Raw genomic sequence first — 22,291 nt, 5'->3', positions numbered from 1 at the left:
TCACGTCCCCTCAGTAGTCGTTTCAATGGCCATGCCGCGCTGCGCCTGGGCCATGCCCGTCAGCACCCTCCTCTGCCCCTGGAAAGGCTCCCGACCGTGCACGACGAGCATGTTGTCCAACCAGACAACGTCGCCGGCCTGCCAGTCGAACCGGGTCATCTCGCGTCGATAGATGTCGCGCAGACACGTCAGGTGGTCCGGATCGATATCACCGCCGTCCCCGTGGAAGGTATTGGTCGGCATGTCATGTGCGGGGAAGGTGCGCATCAGCTCCTCGCCGATGCTCGGCGGCAGGGTGCTGACGTTGAAGAAGGTGGCGTGATTGAACCAGAGCCGCTCGCCGGTCTGCGGGTGCGGCACCATCGCGTTGCCGATCTGGCGCGTCATCAGTCGATCGCCGGACTTCCACACGGTCTCGATGCCGACGCCTGCGCAATAGCGCTCGACCTCGGCACGGTCATCGGTCTGGAACACGGTCGGCCAGGGCAATCCGAAGCCATCGCCATAATTGCGGACGTACAGGATCTGACGTCGCTCGAACGCCTCCACGATGTGCGGCGGAATCGCCGCGGTGATCCGGCGGGTCGATCCAAACGGCGTGGCGCCACCCGTGGACGACGGGAGGGCGCAATGAAAGTAGAGGTGAAGCGGATAGACCGGCGAGTAGGAATGCTCGTTGTGCGGGAAAATCCACTGGTCGCTGGGATAGTCGGTGGACGTATAGATGTTGCCGACCACGGTGGTGCGCGGCGAGGCGCGGAACCGGTACTCCAGCGACGCGCCCGACCCGGCGACGATGCATTGTTCGAAGGCGGCACTGGTGCCGACCGCGAAGCCACGGAACAGCAGTGCGCCGTGTTCAAGCAGCAGGGCGGCCAGTTCCTCGCGGTTGGCCTGTATCCACTCGCCGAGGACCTGCCCGGGCGACTGGGCGGTGAACACCAGCGGCAGGCCGGACTGCGCGTGCATCACCGACCGTGTCACGCGCCCGGCACCCGACACGCTCATCCCACGGCGGCGCGTGCCGCGCAACCCGCTGGCCGCGTCCTGTTCCATCGTCATGCCTCACTCCTGTCAGCCTGGGCGGCAACCTTGCCGCTGATTGGTCGTCGCTTGACCATGCCGATTCTGCCGGCGGCCAGTCGTTCATCGTGTTCCCGGCGTGCCTGGTCGGCCGCATGCAGCTCAGCCAGCAGCGCATCGACCGGCACCCCGGTCTGCTCCACCAGCCGCTGCAGCAGCAGGCACAGCTTGTCCAGCCAGCGCTCACCCGCGTCGGCGTCGAACAGCAGCCGGTTGTACTCGATGCGCAGCCCCGCCCCGGCGTCGTTGCTCCAACCGGTCACCACCATGTCCAGCTCGGCCGACTCGCGCGCATGCGGCCAGGCGAGCACCTGCACGCCGGGCAGCTGCAGCGGTGGCACGGGCGCGTTCTGCAGCACCAGTTTGTGCTGGAACAGCGGCGCGAAACGGCGGTCGCGGGGCAGGTCCAGCGCGGCCACGACCTGGTCGAAGGGCACGTCCTGGTTGGAGTGGCCGTCGATCGCCAGCGCCTGGACGCGCGCCAGGTACGCGTCCACCTGTTCGCCGGGCTGCAACCGCACGCGCAGCGCGAGCAGGTTGACGAAGAAGCCGATCATGCCTTCCATCTCGGGACGGGTGCGGTTGGCGACATCGGTGCCGATCATGATGTCCCCCGCGCCGCTTTCCTGCGCCAGCAGCAGCGCATAGGCCGCCAGGTACAGCGAGAAGCGGGTGGTCCGGCGCTGACGCACGAACCCGGCGATGGCCGATTCCAGCGATGCATCGAGCTGGCGCGTCACCACTCTGCCGTCGAAACTGCGTTCAACGCTGCGGCGTGCCGGATCGGCGATGCTGGCGTGCGTCTGCGCCCCCGCCAGTGTCTGCGTCCAGTACGCCAGCTGCCCGCTGGCCATCGCCTGCCACTGCGGCGACCGCTGCCAGGCGGCCACATCGATCGCGTCCGGCGAGCGTACGCCAGGGGCCGGGCCGTCGGCCGCGCCGATGCTGCGCAGGTAGTGCGCCTGCAGATCGGCGATCAGCACGCCCATCGACCAGCTGTCACCCACGATATGGTGCAGCGCGACCGCCAGCACCAGGTCGTCTTCGCCCAGAGAGACCAGCAGGACGCGGATCAACCCACCCTGCTCCAGATCGAACGGCCGGGCGGCGAAGTCGCCCAGGATCCGATCGACCTCCCCGGTCTGCAGCGGCCCCTGCGCGACCGTGACCCGTTCGATGTCGACCGTGGCTGCCGGCAGCACGCGCTGCCAGGGACGGCCGTCCTCTTCGAAGAATGCCGTGCGCAGCGGAGCATGATCGGCGACCAGCGCTTCGAAGGCGGCGCACAGGGCAGCGTGATCGACGCGTCCGCTCAGGCGCGCGGTGGTCAGGATGGTGTTGGCGCCTGCACCTCCCTCATGGCGTTCAAAGAACCACATCCGCTGCTGGGCGGCGGACAGCGCCACCTTGCGGGTGCGTTGTGCGGCGTCCAGTGGTGACACGTCCGGCAGCGGCGTCGCGGCCGGCGCCGGCGATGCCTGTCGCGCCCGCTCCACCACGTCGCCCAGCGTGGGGGCGGACAGGAACTGGTCCAGCGTGATGCGGCTGCCCGTGGCGGCACGCAGATGCGCGATCAGTTGGGTCGCCACCAGGGAATCGCCACCGAGATCGAAGAAGTTGTCCGCCGGGCCCGCCTGCGCGCGTCCGAGCCGCTCGGCGCAGAGGGTGAGCAGCAGCGAGGCCAGTGCATCACCGGACACCGGTGCCGTCTCGTGCCGTGGCTGCGCAGCGGCCTGCGTGGACGGTACCACCGCCGCCTTCGGTGGCGCAGCCATGCCTGGGCGTTCGACCCAGTGGCGACGCCGCTGGTACGGATAGGTCGGCAGCGGGACACGGCGGCGCTCACCTGCGGGAGGCACGTTCCAGACCACACCGGCACCGTGACACCAGAGCTGCGCGTGGGCGCGCGCCATCGCCGCGGCCTCGTCGCCAACGGCTGCTGGATGCCCGAGGGTGGACAGTGCGACCGCGGCGTGCGCGCCGTCGGCCAGCGAGTGCCGTACGAGCGAGGTCAGCCCCTGGCCAGGGCCGACTTCGAGCAGCAGGTCGCTGCCACCGGCCAGCAGCGTGCGTACGGCGCGGTCGAACCGGACCGGGCTGCGCAGGTGGTCCACCCAGTAGTCGGACCGGGCGCAGTGCCCGGCATCGACCCAGTCGCCGGTGACGTTGGAGACGAAGGGACGCACTGCCGGGCGCATCCGCACCGAGTCCAGCACCGCCCGGAATGCAGGGACGGCACTTTCCACGAGGGGCGAGTGGAAGGCGTGCGAGGTCACCAGGCGGCGTCGCGCGATGGTGGATGCCAGCTGCGTGTCGAGCGCGTCGATGTCTGCGGCGGTGCCTGCCACCACGCAGTGTCCTGGCGCGTTGTAGGCCGCAATGGTCACGCCCTGCGGCAACAGCGGCGCAAGCGCGTCGGCGGGAAGCGCGACGCTGAGCATGGCCCCCTGCGGCGTTTCCTGCATGACGCGCCCACGCGCCACGACCAGCGTCAGGGCGTCCGCCAGGTCGAAGACCCCGGCCAGGGTGGCGGCGACATACTCGCCCAGGCTGTGCCCGAGCATCGCATCGGCCTCCAGACCCCGGGCCTGCCATGCCTTGGCAAGCGCATGGCTGACCAGGAAGATGGCCGGTTGCGCCACCTCGGTCTGGCGCAGGCATTCGGCCGCCGCCCCATCGCCCGGCTGCAGCAACAGCGCGCGCAGGTCGTGCGGAAGCAGGCGCCGCAGGAGCTGTTCGCCGGCATCGAACGCGTCACGGAAGGCCGGATCGGCGGCATGCAGCGCCGCCGCCATGCCTGGATACTGGCTGCCCTGGCCAGGGAACAGCATGGCCACCCGCGCGCCAGGCTGCGCCACACGCGTCCCGGCATCCGGCCGCCGCAGGGCCTCAACGGCGTCCTCCAGCGTCCGCGCGACGACCGCGCGCCGCAGCGGCAACATCCGCCGCCCCTGCTGCAGGGTATGGGCCACGTCGCACAGCGCCAGGCCGGCGTTGGCCTGCAGATGGGCCGCCAACGCGGCGCTCGACTGCGCCAACGCCACCTCATCCAGCGCCGACACGGGCAGCACGTGGATGCCGCCCTCCCGCCCCGGCGCGCGCGGCGGCGCCTGCTCCAGCACGGCATGGACGTTGGTACCGCCGATGCCGAAGGAACTGATGCCGGCACGGCGCGGCCGCGCCCGCGTTGGCCAGGGCGCAGGGTTGGCTGCAATCCGGAACCGCGATCCGCTCAGCTGCAGCGCCGGGTTCGGGGTGACGAAGCCCACCTGCGGGGGAATCAGCCCATGCGCCAGCGACAGCGACGCCTTGATCAGTCCGGCAACGCCGGAGGCGGCATTGAGGTGCCCGATGTTGGCCTTCAGCGAGCCAAGGTGGCACGGCTGCGTTCCACCCGCGCCGTAGGTCGCATGCAGCGCGTCCAGTTCGATCGGGTCGCCCAGCCGGGTGCCGGTGCCATGCGCTTCGATGTAGTCCACCTCGGCCGGATCGACCGCCGACACCAGCAGCGCCTCGCGGATGACCCGTGCCTGCCCTTCCGGGCTCGGCGCGGTGAAGCCGATCTTGCCGCGGCCATCATTGTTCATCGCCGAGCCACGGATCACCGCGTGGATGTGGTCGCCATCGGCGATCGCGTCCTCCAGGCGCTTGAGCACCACCATGCCGACACCGCTGCCGGGCAGCGTGCCGGCCGCGGCGGCGTCGAACGGACGGCAATGCCCGTCCGGCGAAAGGATGCCGCCTTCGTTGTAGGCGTAGCCGCTGGTCTGCGTTGCCAGGATGGACGCCGCCCCGGCCAGGGCCATGTCGGTCTCGTACTGAAGCAGGCTGCGGCAGGCCAGGTGGACCGCCGCCAGCGAGGACGAGCAGCCGCAGTTGACGTTGAGGCTGGGGCCGCGCAGCCCGAGGGTGTAGGAGACAAAGGTGGGCGCGAAGTCCTTCTCGTTGTGCAGGTACAGCGGGTGCACGCCCACCCTGTGCACGATGTCCGGCGAGGCCAGCAGATGCTGGTACAGATACCCGCTGGTGCCCACGCTGGCGTAGATGGCAATCAACCCCGGATAGGTGGCGGCCACATAGCCGGCATCCTGCAGGGCGGTTTCCGAGCACTCCAGCAGCGCCTTGTGCTGCGGGTCCTTCAGCTGGGCGTCGCCCGGGGTGATACCGAAGTAGGCCTCGTCGAAGTCCTCGACGGCCGCCATCACCGCCGCACGACGGACATAGCCGGGGCGTGCTGCCGTGGCTGCATCCACGCCGGCCGCCTGCAGCGCAGCGGCGTCCAGATCGACGATGCACTCCCGACCGTCACGGATCGCCGCCCAGAACGTGTCGGTATCGGGCGCGCCCGGGAACCGTCCGGCCATCCCGATGATGGCCACGGCCTGCGCCGGCACAGAGGTATCAGCCATCGGTACGTACCTCGCGTTGGCGCTGCAGCGCCGCGCGCGCCTTCTCCGCACGGCGCGCCATGTCGTGCTCGGCCGTCGAAGCGCCCTGCCCCGTCGCCGGTGCCGACGATGCGTCGTAGAAGCGCGCCTGGGCGGCGATGGTGGTGGCCTGGAACAGGGTCACGATCGGCATCTCCCTGCCAAATGCGGCGTCCAGCCGTGCCTTCAGCTGCACCAGCAGCAGCGAGTGGCCGCCACAGTCGAAGAAATTGTCTTCCACGCTGACCTCGTCCACGCCGAGCAGCGCGGTCCAGATCGCGGCGATGTCGTGCTCTCGCGACGTGCGCGGCGCAACCACGGCGCGGCCGCTACCTCGCTGGCGGCTGGCAGGCGGCAGCGCGCGCCGGTCCACCTTGCCGTTGGCGGTCACCGGCAACTGCTGCATCCACACCAGCGCCGACGGCACCATGTGGGCGGGCAGGCACGTGTGCAGCTGCGCTAGCAGCGCCGCATCGCCGGGACGCACCGCACCGGTGGGCACCAGATACGCCGCCAGCCACGCGTCCGCGCCGGCCTCCTGGGCAACCACCACGGCGGCGCCGACCCCGGGCAGACGGCCGAGCACCGCCGCCACCTCGCCCGGTTCAACGCGATGGCCGCGGATCTTGACCTGGTCATCGGCGCGACCGAGCAGCTGCAGCGCGCCGTTCGGCCAATAGCGGGCACGGTCACCGGACCGGTACATGCGCGTACCGGGAGCATCCTCGCCGGACACCGGCTCGGGCAGGAACCGTTCGGCGGTCAGGTCGGGCCGGGACAGATAGCCCTGCGCCACGCCGGCACCGGCGATGTACAGCTCACCGATCACGCCGACCGGACAGGGCTGCAGCTGTGCGTCGAGCACATGCAGCCGCAGGCGTCCCAGCGCTCGGCCGATGGGCAGGCCGGCATGATGCGGTGCGCCTTGCGCCTCATGGGTCGCCACGCCGATCGTGGTCTCGGTCGGGCCGTAGTGGTTGACGACCCGCAGGTCGGGCCGACGCTCGCGCAGGCGCGCCAGCAGGGCCGGTGCCGCCGCCTCGCCCCCCAGCACCAGGCACTGCCGCGGCAGCACGGCCTCGCCCCCCGGCACCTCCAGCAGCGCGGCCAGGTGGGATGGGACGATCTTGAGACAGTCCACCGGATATTGGGCCAGATGCAGGCTCAGTCGAGCCGGGTCGAGCACGGTGTCGGACGGCACGATGTCGAAACAGCGCCCGGTGAGCAGCGCGCCATACAGCGCCGTGTAGCCGAGGTCGGCGGTCCACGTGGAAAGCGCGCTCAGCGACGTTGACGCCTCCAGCCCCAGACGCTGCTCGATGGCCTGTACGTAGTGGCATACCGCCTGGTGGCTGACTTCCACGCCCTTCGGTCGGCCGGTGGAACCGGACGTATAGATCACATAGGCGATCTGCAGGGGATCGACCACTACCCGCGGCGGGCGCACCGCCGCTTCGGCCCGCGCCGGCAACCGCGTGACATCCAGCGTCGCCATGCCGTCCAGCGACGCCCAGCGGTCCGTCGCGCCGGCATGCACCAGCACGCGCGGCGAGGCTTCGGCAAGGATGTCGGCAAGCCGCTGCGTCGGTGCGTCCGGGTCCAGCGGTACGTAGGCAACGCCACAGCGGAGCGCGGCCAGCATCGCCGCGATGCACGCCGCGTCGCGCGGCAGCACCAGCGCGATCCGATCACCGTGCCGTACACCGAGGCCGAGCAGCGCATCGGCGATGCGGCCCACCTGGTGATCCAGCGCCGCGTAATCCAGGACCGTCTGCCCGGACCGGACCGCCGGGGCATGTGGGAACCCTGCCACACATGCATCGAACAGGGCATCGGCACTGACCGGACGCGCCGGGGTGACCGCAGGCCCGCACAGCGGGGTGTACCCCGCCAGCGGCGCCTGCAGCAGCGCGCTGCGCATCTGCTCTGCCAGCACGTCGATATCGGCCGCACTGAAGCAGCCGGCATCGAACACGAATTCAAGCATCCACGCGCCCGCGTCGATGCCCGCCCGCAGCACCAGCTGACCCGGCATGATGGCCAGCCCGCTGTCGCCGCGCCACCGCGCACCGCCGTTGCCGCCGCTCGTGCGCCACTGATATCCGTGCACAGGCAAAGGCAGGGCCGGATCGAAATACTCCTGATGCCGCCGCGCCTGCGCGAGCGCGTCCGCCATCCGCGCCGCGCTGTCGGCCGCCGTCAGGCCGCAGGTATCGCAGCGCAGCGGAATCGCGCGGGCGACAGGCCCGATCACCGTGGCAAGTTCGTCAAACCTGCGGCCGTGATCGAACAGCGTCAGGTCCAATGCGCCCACGCCGCACCATCGGGAGAGCACGCCGTGCCAGGCGAGCAGAGCCTGCAGTTCCGGTTCGACCGGACCGGTCACGCCGCTCTCCACCCGGTAGTTCCGCCGCGCCGGGGTGACGCTGGACGAGGCGGCATGGCGCGCGAACGGCAGCCGTGCCGCGTGCGCTGCGTCTGCGTTGAGCGAGGACCAGAACGCGCGCCCGGCTTCGGCGACCGGGCTTTCCAGGACGTCGTGCATCCACTCGGCGATATCGATGTACTGCGTGTCGGCCACGAACGGCTCGGACGCGGCCAACGCCTGCGCGAGCAGTGCCAGCGCGGCGTCATCGGCGATCCAGGTGGGCGCGCGCAGCAGCAGGTGCCGAGGGCCGGTCGCTGCGTCCAGCAGCGCCACCGCCAGGTTCGCCTGCCGGCTCGCGCTGCAGTCCAGCCAGGCGTCGACCAGCGTGTCGACGTCCGCCTCCGCCTCCGCCTCCGTCGCCAGCCTGCCTGCGACCACATGGCAGCGCGCCGTTTCGCGGACGTACTGCACCGGTTCGCGCAGCCCATCCACCTGGACAAGTTCGACCCGCAGGATTTCCAGCTCGGCAGCCAGCCGCTGCAGCCGCGCTGCCAGTGCATCCGGCGTCAGCGGCGCATCCAGAGCGAACACTGCGGCGCTGTACCCCGTTCCCGTGCCGCGTCCCTGCCATGCATGGCGCTGCAGGGGTGACAGACGATATCCGACATCAGTTTCCAGCATGGTTTTCCTTCATCCCTTGAAGTCCAACTGCGTTCCTGGCTGACAGTGCTGCAACGGTTCAGTCCGTCATGGCCACCAGAATCCTCCTGGGGCCGCGAAACGGCATGCGACCGTGCGCGAACAGCATGTTGTCCAACACCAGCAGGTCACCACTCTGCCAGGGGAAGCGGATCGCATGGCGTTCATAGCAGCCACGGATCTCTTCCAGCACGCTGTCCTCTATTTCCCCCCCATCGCCGTAGCACGCATGCCGGGGAAGGTTGTCCCTTCCGCATGCAGCCAGCAGCATCGCCCCCTGGTCTTCCGGCAAGGAAGACACATGGAACAGGTGGGCCTGGTTGAACCAGACCTTCTCGCCGGTCAGTGGGTGTGTTGCAGACGCCTGGCATACCTGCCAGGTGCGAAGCCGTTCCCCTTCCCGCCACGAGAACCCGATGCCCGCCTGGGCACAGAATGTTTCGACCTCGCTGCGCGATTCAGTCTGAAACACTTCCTGCCAAGACAGGTCCAGTTCACCGTAGTTGCGAACATACATTATTTTTCGCCGTTCGAGGCGCTCGCGAAGCGCCGGATCGAGCGACGCATACACTTTCCTGCTGTCGGCGATCGGCGTCTCACCGCCTTCGGCGCTCGGCTGCTGCGCATGGAAATAGATGACGCCCGGCCACGCATGCGTGTACGAGTTCTCGTTGTGCAGCGGAATGGCGTACTCGGCGGGATACTCGGTGGAGGTGTAGATGCGGTCGTCCAGCTGCGTGCGCGGCGTCGAGCGGTTCTCGTAGGTCAGCCGTTCGCCGCCGCCCAGCGCATCCACCACGCCTTTGAACACGGCCACATCGTCGATGCCCATGTTGCGGTACAGCAAGGCGCCGTGCCGCAGCAGGCACTCGCGCAACTGCGCGCGATGGGTGCAGGTCCAGGCCACGGGATCGATCTGCGCCCCGGCGTTCGCCTGCAGGCGCCGAGGTATCGGATGCCCGTCGGCGAAGTCCAGCTCCTCCACCAGGTTGCCCGACACCGGCACCTGGCGCCGCCCGCTGCGCTGGCGCAACAGGGACAGCGAGGACGGCGATTCGCTCTCACTCATGGTCGACGACTCCTTCGTTGATGATGGCGTTGCGCCGACGACTGCGCGCCAGCATGCCGTGGGATGCTTCCTGCAACGATGCCGCCTGGCGCGCCTGCGCGGCGTCCTCGATCCGTGCCAGTTCCTCGATCAGCGCTTCCACGGTCTGCGTGGGTGCTGCACTGGAGACGTCGAGCAGGTGCGCGAACTGTGCCGCCAGGCGCTCAGCGGTGGCGCGGGTGAATACGTCGGTGTTGAAACTTAGGCTGCCACGCAGTTCGCCTTCCACCTCCTCGATGGTGAACTGCAGGTCGAACTTGGACGAGCCGGCGTCCACACCCACCGGCTCGACCATCAGGCCGGGCATCGCCTCCTGCTGGATCGGGACGTTCTGCAGCACCAGCTTCACCTGGAACAGCGGGGTGTGGGCCAGCGTGCGGGGATGGCCCACCGCGTCCACCACCTGGTCGAAGGGCGCGTCCTGATGCGCATACGCATCCAGGGCGGTCTGACGTGCGCGCCGGAGCAGTGCCTCGAAGGTGGGATCACCAGCAAGATCCACGCGCATGACCACCTGGTTGGCGAACAGGCCGAACACCGCTTCCAGGTCCCGCTCGGCGCGGTTGGCCACGGTCGCTCCCACCGCGATATCGCGGCTGCCACTGGCGTGCGCAAGCACCACATCCAGCGCCGCGAGCAGGTACATGTACAACGTGATGCCCTGCTTGTTGCACTGCGCGACAACGCGATCCCGCACCGCGCCGCCGATGCGCAGGTCCACTGTGGCGCCCCGGAAGCTCTGCACGGCCGGCCGCGGCAGGTCGGTGCGGATCGGCAGCAGCGCGGGCAGGCCGGCCAACCGGGTACGCCAGTAGTCCAGCTGCGTCCCGGTGACACCCTCCATCTGCAGCGCGCGTTCGCGCGCGACGTGATCGGCGTAGCCCAGCCGCAACGGCGGCAACCGGGCGCCGTCGGTACCGCCTGCATAGAGTGCCGCCAGCTCGCGCAGCAGCAGCGCCATCGACCAGCCATCGGCGGCAATGTGATGCACGCTGAGCAGCAGCACATGCTGCACCGGCCCGATCCGCACCAAGGTGAACCGGTGCACCGGCCCGGCCGCGAGGTCGAACGGCGCTGCGGCCTCTTCACGCGCGATGGCCTCCAGCGCCTCTGCGTCGCAGGCGATCAGCCGCATCGCGTCCGCCATGCCCTCATCCACCACCCGCCGCGGAACGCCGGCGTCGTCGACAAAGCGCGTGCGCAGGGCGGCGTGGCGCTCCACCAGGTGCGCGAGGCAGTCGCGCAGGCGCTCCTCGTCGAGCACCCCGTCAAGGCGCAGCGCGGTGGTGATGTTGTAGGTCGCGTCCTGGCCCTGGAGACGGTCCAGGAACCACAGACCACGCTGCGCATAGGACAGCGCGCCATCGTCGGCGACCGGCCCCGACGGCGCTCGACGGGAAATGCCTGCAGACCGCTGCGCATCGATGCGGGATGCCAATCCAGCCACCGTGGGCGACTCGAACAGCGCGCGCACCGGCAGGTCAATGGAGAACGCCTCCCGCGCGCGGACCACGACCTGGGCGGTCAACAGCGAGTGCCCGCCCATCTCGAAGAAGTTGCTGTCGCGGTCCACGACCGGCCGGTCCAGCACTTCACTCCAGATGCCGAGCAGCAGTTCCTCGCTGGCCGACAGGGTACCGGGCGCCACCGGCAGCGTCGCCGCCTGCCCGTCCGGCAGCGGCAACTGCTTGCGATCCACCTTGCCGTTGGCCGACAAGGGGAAGGCCGCGAGCGTCACGTAATGCCACGGCACCATGTAATGCGGCAGGCGCTCGGCGAGTGCCTCCCGCAGCGTGGCCGCCACCGGTCCGCCGGTCTCCGAGGGCCGCACGTAGGCCACCAGCCGGCGTTCGCCCGGCGTGTCCTCGCGGACGACCACCAGCGCATCGCCAACGCCCGGCTGCTGCTGCAGCGTTGCTTCGATCTCGCCCAGTTCAATGCGATAACCGTTGACCTTCACTTGGAAGTCGGCGCGCCCCAGGAACTCGATGTTGCCGTCGTCCAGGTAGCGCCCCATGTCGCCGGTGCGATAGAGGCGCTCCCCCGTGCCGGGATGGACAATGAAGCTGGCGGCGGTCTTCACCGGGTCGCGCCAGTAGCCGAGAGCCAGGCCGACGCCGCCGATGAACAGGTCGCCCTCGATGCCGATCGGGCAAGGCGCCAGCCTTGCATCGAGCACGTAGAAGCGCTGGTTGGCCAGTGCCTTGCCGTACGGAATGCTGGGCCAGGACGGGTCGACCTCGCCGATGGGATAGAGAATGGACCAGATCGACGCCTCGGTGGCCCCGCCCATCGACACGATCGCGCCGCCGGGGAAGCGCGCCCGGTAGCGCTGCGGCAACGACAGCGGTATCCAGTCGCCGCTCAGCATCGCCAGCCGCAGGCTGCCGGGCAGACAGCGGTCCTGCCGCTCCAGCTCGTCCACCAGCAGCTGCAGCAGCGCCGGCACGGAATTCCACAGCGTCACCCCGTGGGCCTGCAGCAGCTGCGTCCAGGCGGCCGGATCCTGCTGCGCGGACGCGGCAGGCATCACCACCGCAGCCCCTGCTGCCAGCGGGCCGAAGATGTCATACACGGAAAGATCGAAGCTCAGCGACGATACCGCCAGCACGCGATCCCGCGCCTCCACGTTGAAGCGCGCATTGATGTCGCGGACGGTGTTGACCGCGCCGCGATGATCGATCATCACGCCCTTGGGTTGCCCCGTCGAGCCGGAGGTGAAGATCGTGTACGCCAGATCGGTCGCCACCTGCAGTGCGGGCACCGGCCCCTCCAGCAGCGCATCATCGGCGTGGATGTCCAGCCGTGCCACGCCCGCGGGCAGCACATCGCCGCAGGCGACACCCGGCACCGACAGCACTGCGGCTGCCTCGCCGTGGCCGACCAGGAAGGCACGGCGCTCGGCCGGCCAGGACGACTCGATCGGCAGGTAGGCCGCGCCCGCGTACAGAACCGCGTACACCGCGACCACCTGCTGCCAGCCCTTCTCCATCACCACCGCCACGTGCTGCCCGGGGCGCACGCCGGCGTCGGAAAGCCGCCGGCTCACGGCAAGCGCGTGCTGGTGCACCTGTCGGTAGGTCATCTGCCTGTCGTCGGCGATGACCGCCACGGCATCCGGCGTCCGCGCAAGCTGGGCAGCGAACAGGCCATGCAGGGTCGCGTCGGGGTCCCCCAGATCGGTGGCAGTGGCGTTCCACTCCCCATCAATGGCCGCCTGCTCGGCTGCGGTGAGCATGGGCAGCGCGCCCAGCGCCGAGGCCGGTTGTTCGGCCATCGACTGCAGCAGCCGGGCCAGATGGCCGAGCAGCCGTGTCGCAGCAGCCGGGGCGAAACGCTGTGCATCGTGGTACAGGCAGAACGACAGGCATTCGCCGGGCTCGACCATCAATGTCAACGGCAGCTCGGTCTGGTCCAGCGCGTCGGCCCAGTCGATCCGCAGTCCATCGCCCAGAACGCCATCGACCGCAGGATAGTTCTCGAACACCACCAGGGTGTCGAACAGCGGCGTGCCGGCGGCAAGGCCCGTCCACTGCACGATATCGGCGAGCGAGCAGTGTCCGTGCGATTCACGCTCGGACTGCGCGGCATGCAGACCGGCCAGCCACGGCAGCAGTTCCCGCGTGTCGTCGACCTGCACCCGCACCGGCAGACTGTTGATGAAGGGTCCGACCGTGCGTTCAACGCCCGGCAGATCCACCGGCCGCCCCGAGGCGGTACACCCGTACACCACGTCCGCGTCGCCGCTGTAGCGGGCGAGCAGAATCGCCCAGGCGCCCTGCACCAGCACGCCGAGCGTCAACTGGCAGCGACGCGCAAGCGCCTGCAGGGCCGCCGTGTGCCGTCCGTCGAGGGTGCCGCGCGAGGCGCACGGACGCTTCTCTCCGCGTGCGGGAGCAGCGAGGCTGCCACCGGCCAGTGGCTGGCGCGGCGACAGTCCCTCGAAGGTCCGTTGCCAATACGCGGCCATCGAGGTGCGGTCCTGGCGGCGCAGCCACGCCACGTGATCGGCGAAACGGCGGGGTTCGGGCAGCGTCGGCCGGCGGCCTGCCACCAGCGCCTGGTAGCACGCCAGCACTTCGGCGAGCACGATCGATCGCGACCACCCATCGGACACCGCGTGGTGTTCGCTGAGCACGAAGCGGTGGACATCGTCGGCAAACTGCAGCAGGTAGACCCGCAGCAACGGCGCCTGTTCGAAACAGAAGCCGCGCTCGCGGTCCTCCTGCAGCAGCGCCTGGTAGCGCTGCTCCTGCTGGGCCGGCGGCAGCGACCGCCAGTCATGGAAGACCCACGGAAGGTCGACGCTGCGCTGTACCACCATCACCGGTACCGCACCCGCTGCGCGCTGCACGCTGGCGCGGTAGACATCGTGGCGCCCTGCCACGATCTGCCAGGCCTGCTGGAAGGCAACTGCGTCGAGACGCCCGCTGATCTGGTTGCGGAGGTGCGATACATACACGCCCTCACCGGGGGCCAGCAGCGAGTGGTAGATCAGTCCGTGCTGGATCGGGGTGACCGGGAAGATCGTCTCGATCATGCGGGCCGAGGCCAGCCCGGTGGACGCGACCAGCGCGTCCAGTTCCTCCTGTCCGTCCTCCAGCAGCGGCACATCGGAGGGCGACAGTCCGCCGCTGGATGCCAGCACGCAGTGTCCCACCAGGCCGCGCAGCGCCTGGACATACTGCGCGGCCCATGCGGCGACATCCTCCTTCCGGACGTACGTCGGACAATAGGTGAACACCACCTGCAGCCGCTGGTCCTTGACGAAGGCGACCACGTCGATCGCATGGGTGCGCGTCTCGTCGTGGGCCTGCATGGCGCCAGGGTGTTCCAGCGCGAGGTCGAACAGGCTGCCCTGCCCCATCGACTGATCGAACTGTCCGAGGTAGTTGAAGCTCACCGCCGGTGCAGGCGCCTCATCCACACCCGCCCCGAGGTAGCGCACCACGCCATAGGCCAGTCCCTTGCCGGGAAGCGCGCGCAGCTGCTCCTTCACCGCCAGCAGGCAACGCCCTTCGTCGCCCGCGGCAGGCAGGTCCAGCGTGAGCGGGAACATGGACGTGAACCAGCCCACCGTCCGCGATACGTCGATCTGGTCGAACAGGTCTTCGCGTCCGTGGCCTTCCAGCGTCAGGCTGAGCTGAAGCTGGCCGGTCAGCGCACGGGCAGACAGCGCCAGGGCGCACAGCAGCAGATCATTGATCTCGGTGCGGTAGGCCGCGCCGGCCTCCCGGAGCAGGCAGTGGGTGTCGCCTTCGTCCAACGCCAGTTCGTACTGCTCCTGTCCACCATGCCGGTTGTGGCCACCGTCGAGCAGCGGCACGGGCAGCGGCGCCAGCGGCATGCCGTGCCAGTAGCGCGCCTGCTCGTTGGCCTGCTCAGTGCGGGCGTAGTGCTGGAGTTGCCCGGTCCACGCCTTGTAGGCGCTGGTCTTGGCCGGCAGGAGGGCCGGTGTACCCGCCGCATGCGCGGTGTAGAGCGTGGCCAGGTCTTCCAGCAGGATGCGCCAGGACACCCCGTCAGTGACGAGATGGTGGACCACCAGCAGCAGTCGCAGCTCGCCGTGTCCCAGGTCGAAGCACGCGGCACGCAGGGCTGGCGAACGCTCGAGCACAAGACTGCCCTGCATCGCGGCGGCCTGGTCCTGCATGGCCTGGGCGGCCGCCTCCGGTGCATGCATGCCCAGGTCGTGCCACTCCGGCACCACCTCCTCCGGAGCACCGTAGGACTGATGCCAGCGGCCCCCGTCCTGCCGATAGCACAGCCGCAACGCGTCGTGGTGCTCTACCAGCGCGGTAAGCGCGGCCTGCATTGCCGCCAGGTCCAGCGAAGGCCGGTTGACCTTGAGCAGCAACGACTGGTTCCAATGATGCGGGTGCGCAAATGGCTGCGCGAAGAACCACGCCTGTATCGGTGCCAGCGGACAGTCGCCGCTGAGCACCCCCTGCTCGGCCTGAATCGCCGGTGCGTCCGGTTGCGCCGCGACCTCGGCCAGTTCGGCGATGGTCTGCCGCTCGAACAGCTGCCGGGAGGTCAGGCGCAATCCCGCCTGGTTGGCCCGTGCCACCACCTGCGTGCCCAGTACCGAATCGCCCCCCAGCTCGAAGAAGTTCTCATGCACCCCGATCCGCTGCAGCCCCAACACCTGCCGCCACACCTCCACCAGCGTGCGCTCGCAGGCGTTGCGCGGCAGCTGCGGATCATGGCCTTCAGCAGCGCCCGTAGCGCCCATGCCGGCCAGCGCGGCCTCGTCCAGGGAGCCGTCGGGCAGGCGCGGAATGCGCTCGCACGGCCGCACATCCAGCACATGCCGGTGCCCCAGCCCATCGCGGTAGGTATCCGTCGCCTGTGCGACGAGGGCCGCAGGCGCCGCGATGTAGGCAGCCAGCACGCGGCGTCGGGCCGGCGTGCCCTCGATGTCGGGCAGCAGGTGTCGATTGGCACCGTCCAACCCGACCGAATAGCGTCCTGGCGACCGGCACAGCAGGGCCTTCATCGACACCCAGCCCTCTTCCAGGCTGATGGCGTGGTAGCCCATCGCGCGCGAGGCCTCGCGTGCATAGCCGGGGTTGTCCTGGCTCATGCCCACGTCGTCCCACATGGCCCAGTCGATGACGTAGGTGTTGGGGAAGCGCGGGCGCAGCTGTTCCGCATACCCGGCCAACGCACCGTTGGCCATCGAATAGGCACCAAACGTCGCACCGCCGTACAGCGCGTTGACCGACGAGAACGCCACGCAGAGCAGCGACGGGCGTTCCTCCAGCAGCGGCACCACGGCATGCAGCCCGCCCACCTTGGGCGTCAGTGCGGCACGGTAGGCCTGCTCGGTCTCTTCCGCCAGGCCGTGGCGGCTGGCCTGCGACCAGTGCGCGGCTACATTGCCGCCCTCCGCCAGATCGCCCGCCAGGTGGAACACCCCGTCCAGCCCCCGTCCCCACCGCCGCTCGGCCTCGGCCACGGCGGCGCACACGGCAGCGCTGTCGGTGACATCGGCCTGGACATAGAGCACAGCGCCATCGCGCGCACGCGACCGCAGCTCGGCAAGGACGCGGGCCCGCTCACGCTCACGTGCATCGCCATCGGGCGTGGCAGCGCTGCGCCCGATCAGCAGCACCTGCGCATCGAACTCGTGGCACAGCCGGTTGGCCAGGTACCGGCCGATACCCCCCAGGCCACCGGTCAGCAGGTAGGTTCCGCCCCTGACCAGCGGCAACGGCTGCGCATCGGCGGCGCTGACGTCCAGCTCGGACAACCGAGGCAGCAGGCGCTGCGACCGCCGGTACATCACTTCGTGATCGAGCGCGGCGGCACTGCCTTCTTCCAGAAGCCGCGCGACGGTCCCCTCCGCGTCGGCATCGGCAAGGTGCACCAGGCTGGGTTCGAGACAGCTCGCTTCCAGCGCGGCGGTGCGCAGCAGGCCCGGCAACGCGGCATCTGCCGCCGTGGCGCCGGCCTCACCGCCGCGTGCGAGCAGGAACTGCACGTCCTGCGCGGGAGCGCACTGCGCCAGCACCCGCAGCAGCGTGCGCACCGGAGCGAGGGCCGCATCGGTCTCACTCACCGGGTCGTGCGCCGGCGCATCGACGGGGTCCTGCCAGAACCAGAGCAGCTGCAGCACGCCCGCCGTGCTGGCAAGCGCGGCATCCAGCAGTGCCCGGTAATCCTCGGCGCGGTCGCGGCGCACCACATGGGTTCGAGGCGTTGCCCCGTCCGGTGCGACGATGTCCACGGCAGGCGCGCCACCGGCCGGCCACACCAGCCATAGCGGCACGGTGTCGCCCGACGCTGCCAGCAGCGCGCGCGCCTGCAGAGCATCATCCACGAACGCGATCCGCGCAGCAGGCGTGCGTGCCCCCATCGCGCGACGCTGTGCAGGCCGCCACGTGCGTCGGTGGAACCACGCCGGCACCGTGTTGGCGTTGCCGGCCAGCAGGTCCTGCGTGCGCAGCAGGCTGTCGAACTGGCCGGCCATCAGCTGCGCGGCCAGCTGGCCACGCTGGATCTTGCCGATGGAGGTCTTGGGCACATCGTCGACCGACAACGGGACGATGTAGGACGGATTGACCTGGCAGCCGCGCAGGACCGCCTGCCGCACCGCGCGGATGGCGGCATCGGTGTCCCCCGCTTCTGCGGCGGGAACGAAGAAAATCGCCAGTCGATCGGTCGCCGCGCCCGGCTCGCGCACCGCGGTGGCAGCGGTGAAGGAGATCTGCACGGCGCCGGTCTCATCCACCACCTGTTCGATCTCGTGGCTGTGGAAGTTGGCGCCGTTGATGATGATCACGTCCTTCTCGCGACCGGTGATGGTCAACCCCACCGCACCGATCGTGGCCAGGTCGCCGGTGTTGAACCAGCCATCGGCGGTGAACGCCTCCGACGTCGCCTCGACGTTGTGCAGATAGCCGCTGGTGACATTCGGGCCCCGGATCTGCAGGCGTCCGACCCGTCCCATCGGCTGCACGCGGTCGTCGGCGTCCACGATGCGGATGGCCACGCCGGGAATCGGCTCGCCCACCGCGACGAACGGATCGTCATCACGGCTGCCCTCCAGGGTCAGTCGCGAGAACACGACGCCCGAGCACGTCTCGGACATGCCCCAGGAGGGGCGCATACTGGTGCCGGGCAGGCCGAAGGCGCGCAGGCGACGCAGGAACCCACGCGCGCTCTTGCTGACGATCGCTTCGCCGCCATTGAGGATGAACTGCATCGAGGACAGGTCCCAGCTGCGTTCGGGCGCGTGGTCCACGGCTTCATTGACCAGCGCGAAGGCGAAGTTGGGTGCCCAGGTGGCGGTTGCGCGGTACTTTTGGATCAGGTCCAGCCAGCGCAGCGGCGCCTCCAGCACATACTCGGTGGCGACCTGAAGCTGTTCGCAGGCAAGCCAGGTATCGAGCACGTGGAACATGACCAGCCCACCGACGTGGTCCAGCGGCATCCAGTTCATCGATACGGCACCGGCATCGAATCCGTTGTGCAGCGCTGTGGCGGCCGAGCGTGCGATCAGCGCCCGGTGGCTCTGTCGCACCGCTTTGGGCATGCCGGTACTTCCGGACGTCAGCAGCAGCAGGGCGACGTCATCCGCATCGGGCGTGTGCAGGTGACCCGGTGCCTGCGCGCGTGCGAGCACGGCGCCGTCGAGCACGGCGACGGGCACGTCTTCGCGACGCAGCAGCGCGGCGATTCCACTGTACTGGGCCGCGCTGGCCACCACCGCCCTGGGCTGCAGCAGCCGGCAGGTATTGAGCAGCTTGTCGCGTCCGGCACTGGGCACATCATAGCTGGGCAGCACCCCCAGCGGCACCGGCACCAGTCCGCCGAGCACGCAGGCCCAGAACACCGGCACGACGTCCAGGTTGTCGGCCAGCTGAAGCACCACGATGTCGCCGGGGACAACGCCTGCCTGACTCAACCCGCCCAGCACCTTCTCGGCCTCCACCAGCACCTGGGCATAGCTGCGGCGCACGGCCACGCCGTCGCGGTCGATGCAGATGACCCCCCGGTCGCCGGCCGCCGCGCGCCGTAGCACGGCCCCCAGGTCGGTCGGCAGGTCCGACGGCAGGGCATTGCCCTCGAGCAGCGCGTCAGCCTGCGGCGCGGTCGCCGCCTGCAGTGTCGCGTCCGCGGCATCCTCGACCCGGGCCTGCTCCACGGCCTGGCGACGCCAGCCCGGAATCGCATCGGCCAGGTGGTGGCGACGCGCCTGCACCTCGGTGTCCACCAGCACTGCGGCCGTATCGGCGCCTGCGGTCGCCTCGGACAGCGCCTGCGCTACCCGCGCCATGTCCGTGTCTGCCAGCGCAGGACACATCTTCAGCGCGGCGAGGTCGACCCGACCGTCGGCGCACAGCGGAATGGTCGATACGCTCACCCAGATGTCCGGACGGAGGCCCACCGGCAGCAACAGCGCGGTGGCCTCGGCGACCGACGCCACCGCTTCGCTGCGCGCGACCACGACGTACACCACGAGCCGGTCGCCGTCTGCGGTGGGCTGGAGCGCGACGTGCGCATCCTTGACCATCGCATGCGCCTGCACCGTCGCTTCGATGCCCGCCAGTGCGAGCGCATGGCCATCGCGGCGGACCACATCGGCCGGCCCCGGCAGCAACTGCAACTGTCCGTCCGGACGCCAGCGCGCCCGTCGCTGCAGCGTCAGCGGCGACGGACCGGTCACGCGCACGTTGCCGGCGATGGTCGGGGCGCAGCCACGGCCCTGCGCGTCGCAGATCTCCAACGCGGCATCCCACGCCTCCCAGCGGTCCTGACCCGGCGACGCGCTGCCGCCGGCCATCGACTGCGCGACTACATGCGCCGGCGACGGGGTCAGCGCGTGGAGATGGTGAAGCTGGACGAGCGCGCCGCCGACCTTGGCCTGCAGGCGGTTCAGATCGGTGGCCCCGCCCACGTAGATCAGGATGGGCGGCAGCAGGCCCGGATGCGCCGCCTGCACCTCGCCGATGCAGCGGTCGTCGCAGAGCAGCGCCTGGCCCGACATGCCACCGGCGTGCAGGATCACGCGCGCCGCCTGGCCTGCCCACAGCATGTCGCGCACGAATCCTGCCGTACCGGGATGCCGCAACAGGGTCACGTCGTCGCCACGCACCAAGGCGCAGCAGCGGCCCTGCCGCAGAACCGCTGCATGCAGCGCGTCATGCGAGCAGACCCGTGCGGTGCCTTCGCAGTCCACCTGCAGGGCCGGTACATCCAGACGGGGCGACCAGATGGCGTCCGGGACGACGGCGGCGTCCGGCGCGACCAGATCGCGCCAGGCGATCGCGCGCAGGTCAGCGTCGAGCGGCGACGCCGGTTCCTCTCCGTCATGGATGAGGACGGTGCAGCCGTGGCGCCCCAGCAGCGCGCGCAGCGCGCCTGCCGGCAACGTCCGGTCCACCAGCAACGGCACCACGCCTGCGTGCCAGCACGCCAGCACCGCCGTCCAGCCTGCCACCGCATCGTCCATCGCCACACCGACCACCGCCCCCTGGCCGGCGGTGCCCGCCAGCGCGCGGGCTGCGGGGACCGCCGCCTGCAGCAGATCCCGGCCCTCGTGGACGCCGTCTGCGTCCACCAGCCGCATGTCCGCGCAGCGGGCCTGCAGGGCGGCCACCGTGGTGGCATCGACCGCCGCCCCTTCCGGCAACGGCAACCGCGGGGGCAGTGCCGCCGCGATCGTCCCGGCCACCGGCGCCTCCGGCGCGCGCACCAGCGCGCTCAGCAGCGCGCCGTACTGGGCACCGAAGGTGCGCATCGTCGCGGCCTGGTAGAGGTCCGTGCTGTACGTGAGGATCGCACGGTACCCGGCGGTCTGCGGCTGCAGTTCCAGCACCAGATCGAAATCGCTGCCCTCACGGCCGATCTCGATCGGCTCGATCGCCAGCCCGCCCAGCGCGAGATCCCCGCCGGGCACGTTCTGCACCGCGAACAACACCTGCGCCAAGGGGGCGTGCGCGGTGCTCCGCACCGGATTCAGCGCGTCCACGACCTGGTCGAACGGCAGCTCCTGGTGGGCATAGGCCTGCAGCGTGCCATGCCGGACCTGCTCCAGCAGCTGGGTGAAGCTGAGTGCCGTGTCGATCGCATCGCGCAGCAGCACGGTGTTGGCGAAGAAGCCGATGACCCCCGCCAGCTCCGAGCGTCCCCGATTGGCCACGGGAGTTGCAACGAGAATATCGCTGCGCCCGCTGTGGACGCCCAGCAGTACCTCGAATGCCGCAAGCAGCACCATGAAAGGCGTAGCGGAGCAACGACGGGCCAGCGCGGCCACCGCGTCGGCCGTGGACGCATCCAGGTCGAAGAACAGCGTCGCGGCCTGGAAGCTCTTGGTTGCGGGGCGAGGATAGTCGCCCGGCAGGTCCAGCAGGGGCGGAGCATCGGCAAGACGCTCGCGCCAGTACGCAAGGTGACGCCGCGCCTGGTCAGGGCCCATCTGGTCCTGCTGCCAGTGCGCGTAGTCGACGTACTGCACCGGCAACGGGTCCAGTGCCGCCGTCGCCCCGCTCGCATGGGCCGCATACAGGCGGCTCAGCTCGCCGATCAGGACACCCATCGACCAGCCATCGGAGATGATGTGGTGCATGTTCACCAGCAGCACATGCGATTCTGCGTCCTCGCACAGCAGCTGCGTTTCGAACAGGGGCCCGGTCTGCAGATCGAACACGCGCTGGCTCAGCGCGGCGCAGCGGGCGTCCACCGCCGCGGCGCGATCGGCGGCTGTCAGCGGTGACAGATCCACCTGGGTCAGCCCCTGGCCCCCGGCAGGATGTACGCGCTGCACCACCGCAACGCCATCCAGCTCGAAGGTGGTCCGCAGGGATTCGTGACGCGCCTGCAGGTCGTCGAGCGCGGACTGCAGCGCCGGCAGATCAAGGGGACCACGCAGGCGGACCGCCGACGACATGTTGTACGCCGCATTGCCGCCGCGCTCCTGGAACATCCACATGCGCTGCTGGGCCGGACTGACGGCATGTACGGACTGGCTGCGATCCACCAGCGGGATCGGTGCCGGTGCCGCCGTAGTGCCTTGCTGGCGCAGCGCACGCATCAGTGCGTCGCGTTCGGCGGGAGAGAGACGGGCGATCCTGTCGTTCAGCGAATCCATGTCGTAGT

Annotated in this window: 5 protein-coding genes; all 5 read right to left on the bottom strand. The window is 69.8% G+C overall.

The window, feature by feature from the left end:
• Genes GDJ08_RS17770 through GDJ08_RS17750 form a run of 5 tightly spaced genes read right to left on the bottom strand, consistent with a single transcriptional unit; the run spans position 1 to position 22,283 of the window.
• A complete protein-coding gene (locus tag GDJ08_RS17770) occupies positions 1-1,062 on the bottom strand; it encodes a TauD/TfdA family dioxygenase (RefSeq protein ID WP_153165396.1) in 1,062 nt (353 codons plus the stop codon).
• Positions 1,059-5,492, bottom strand: a complete 4,434-nt coding sequence (locus GDJ08_RS17765; protein WP_153165395.1) for a type I polyketide synthase — start codon at positions 5,490-5,492, stop codon at positions 1,059-1,061. Before GDJ08_RS17765 ends, GDJ08_RS17770 begins: the two co-directional genes overlap by 4 nt.
• Positions 5,485-8,559 (bottom strand): non-ribosomal peptide synthetase, encoded by a 3,075-nt coding sequence (locus GDJ08_RS17760; protein WP_153165394.1) that lies wholly within the window; start codon positions 8,557-8,559, stop codon positions 5,485-5,487. The genes GDJ08_RS17765 and GDJ08_RS17760 overlap by 8 nt, the downstream gene beginning before the upstream one ends.
• Before the next feature lie 58 nt (positions 8,560-8,617).
• Positions 8,618-9,610: a TauD/TfdA family dioxygenase gene (locus GDJ08_RS17755; protein ID WP_229296567.1), complete on the bottom strand. Its 993-nt coding sequence runs from the start codon at positions 9,608-9,610 to the stop codon at positions 8,618-8,620.
• A gap of 28 nt (positions 9,611-9,638) precedes the next feature.
• A complete protein-coding gene (locus GDJ08_RS17750; protein ID WP_165699838.1) occupies positions 9,639-22,283 on the bottom strand; it encodes a non-ribosomal peptide synthetase in 12,645 nt (4,214 codons plus the stop codon).
• Positions 22,284-22,291 lie beyond the last annotated feature (8 nt).

It is taken from the genome of Stenotrophomonas nematodicola, from assembly GCF_009467805.1.
Classification (GTDB): Bacteria; Pseudomonadota; Gammaproteobacteria; order Xanthomonadales; family Xanthomonadaceae; genus Stenotrophomonas; species Stenotrophomonas nematodicola.
This window is presented reverse-complemented; position numbering and strand designations above follow the sequence as displayed.

What these genes read in the sequence shown, in the direction of transcription:
- GDJ08_RS17770 (WP_153165396.1), bottom strand. Translation starts at nt 1,062, where the DNA reads ATGACGATGGAACAGGACGCGGCCAGCGGGTTGCGCGGCACGCGCCGC.
- GDJ08_RS17765 (WP_153165395.1), bottom strand. Translation starts at nt 5,492, where the DNA reads ATGGCTGATACCTCTGTGCCGGCGCAGGCCGTGGCCATCATCGGGATG.
- GDJ08_RS17760 (WP_153165394.1), bottom strand. Translation starts at nt 8,559, where the DNA reads ATGCTGGAAACTGATGTCGGATATCGTCTGTCACCCCTGCAGCGCCAT.
- GDJ08_RS17750 (WP_165699838.1), bottom strand. Translation starts at nt 22,283, where the DNA reads ATGGATTCGCTGAACGACAGGATCGCCCGTCTCTCTCCCGCCGAACGC.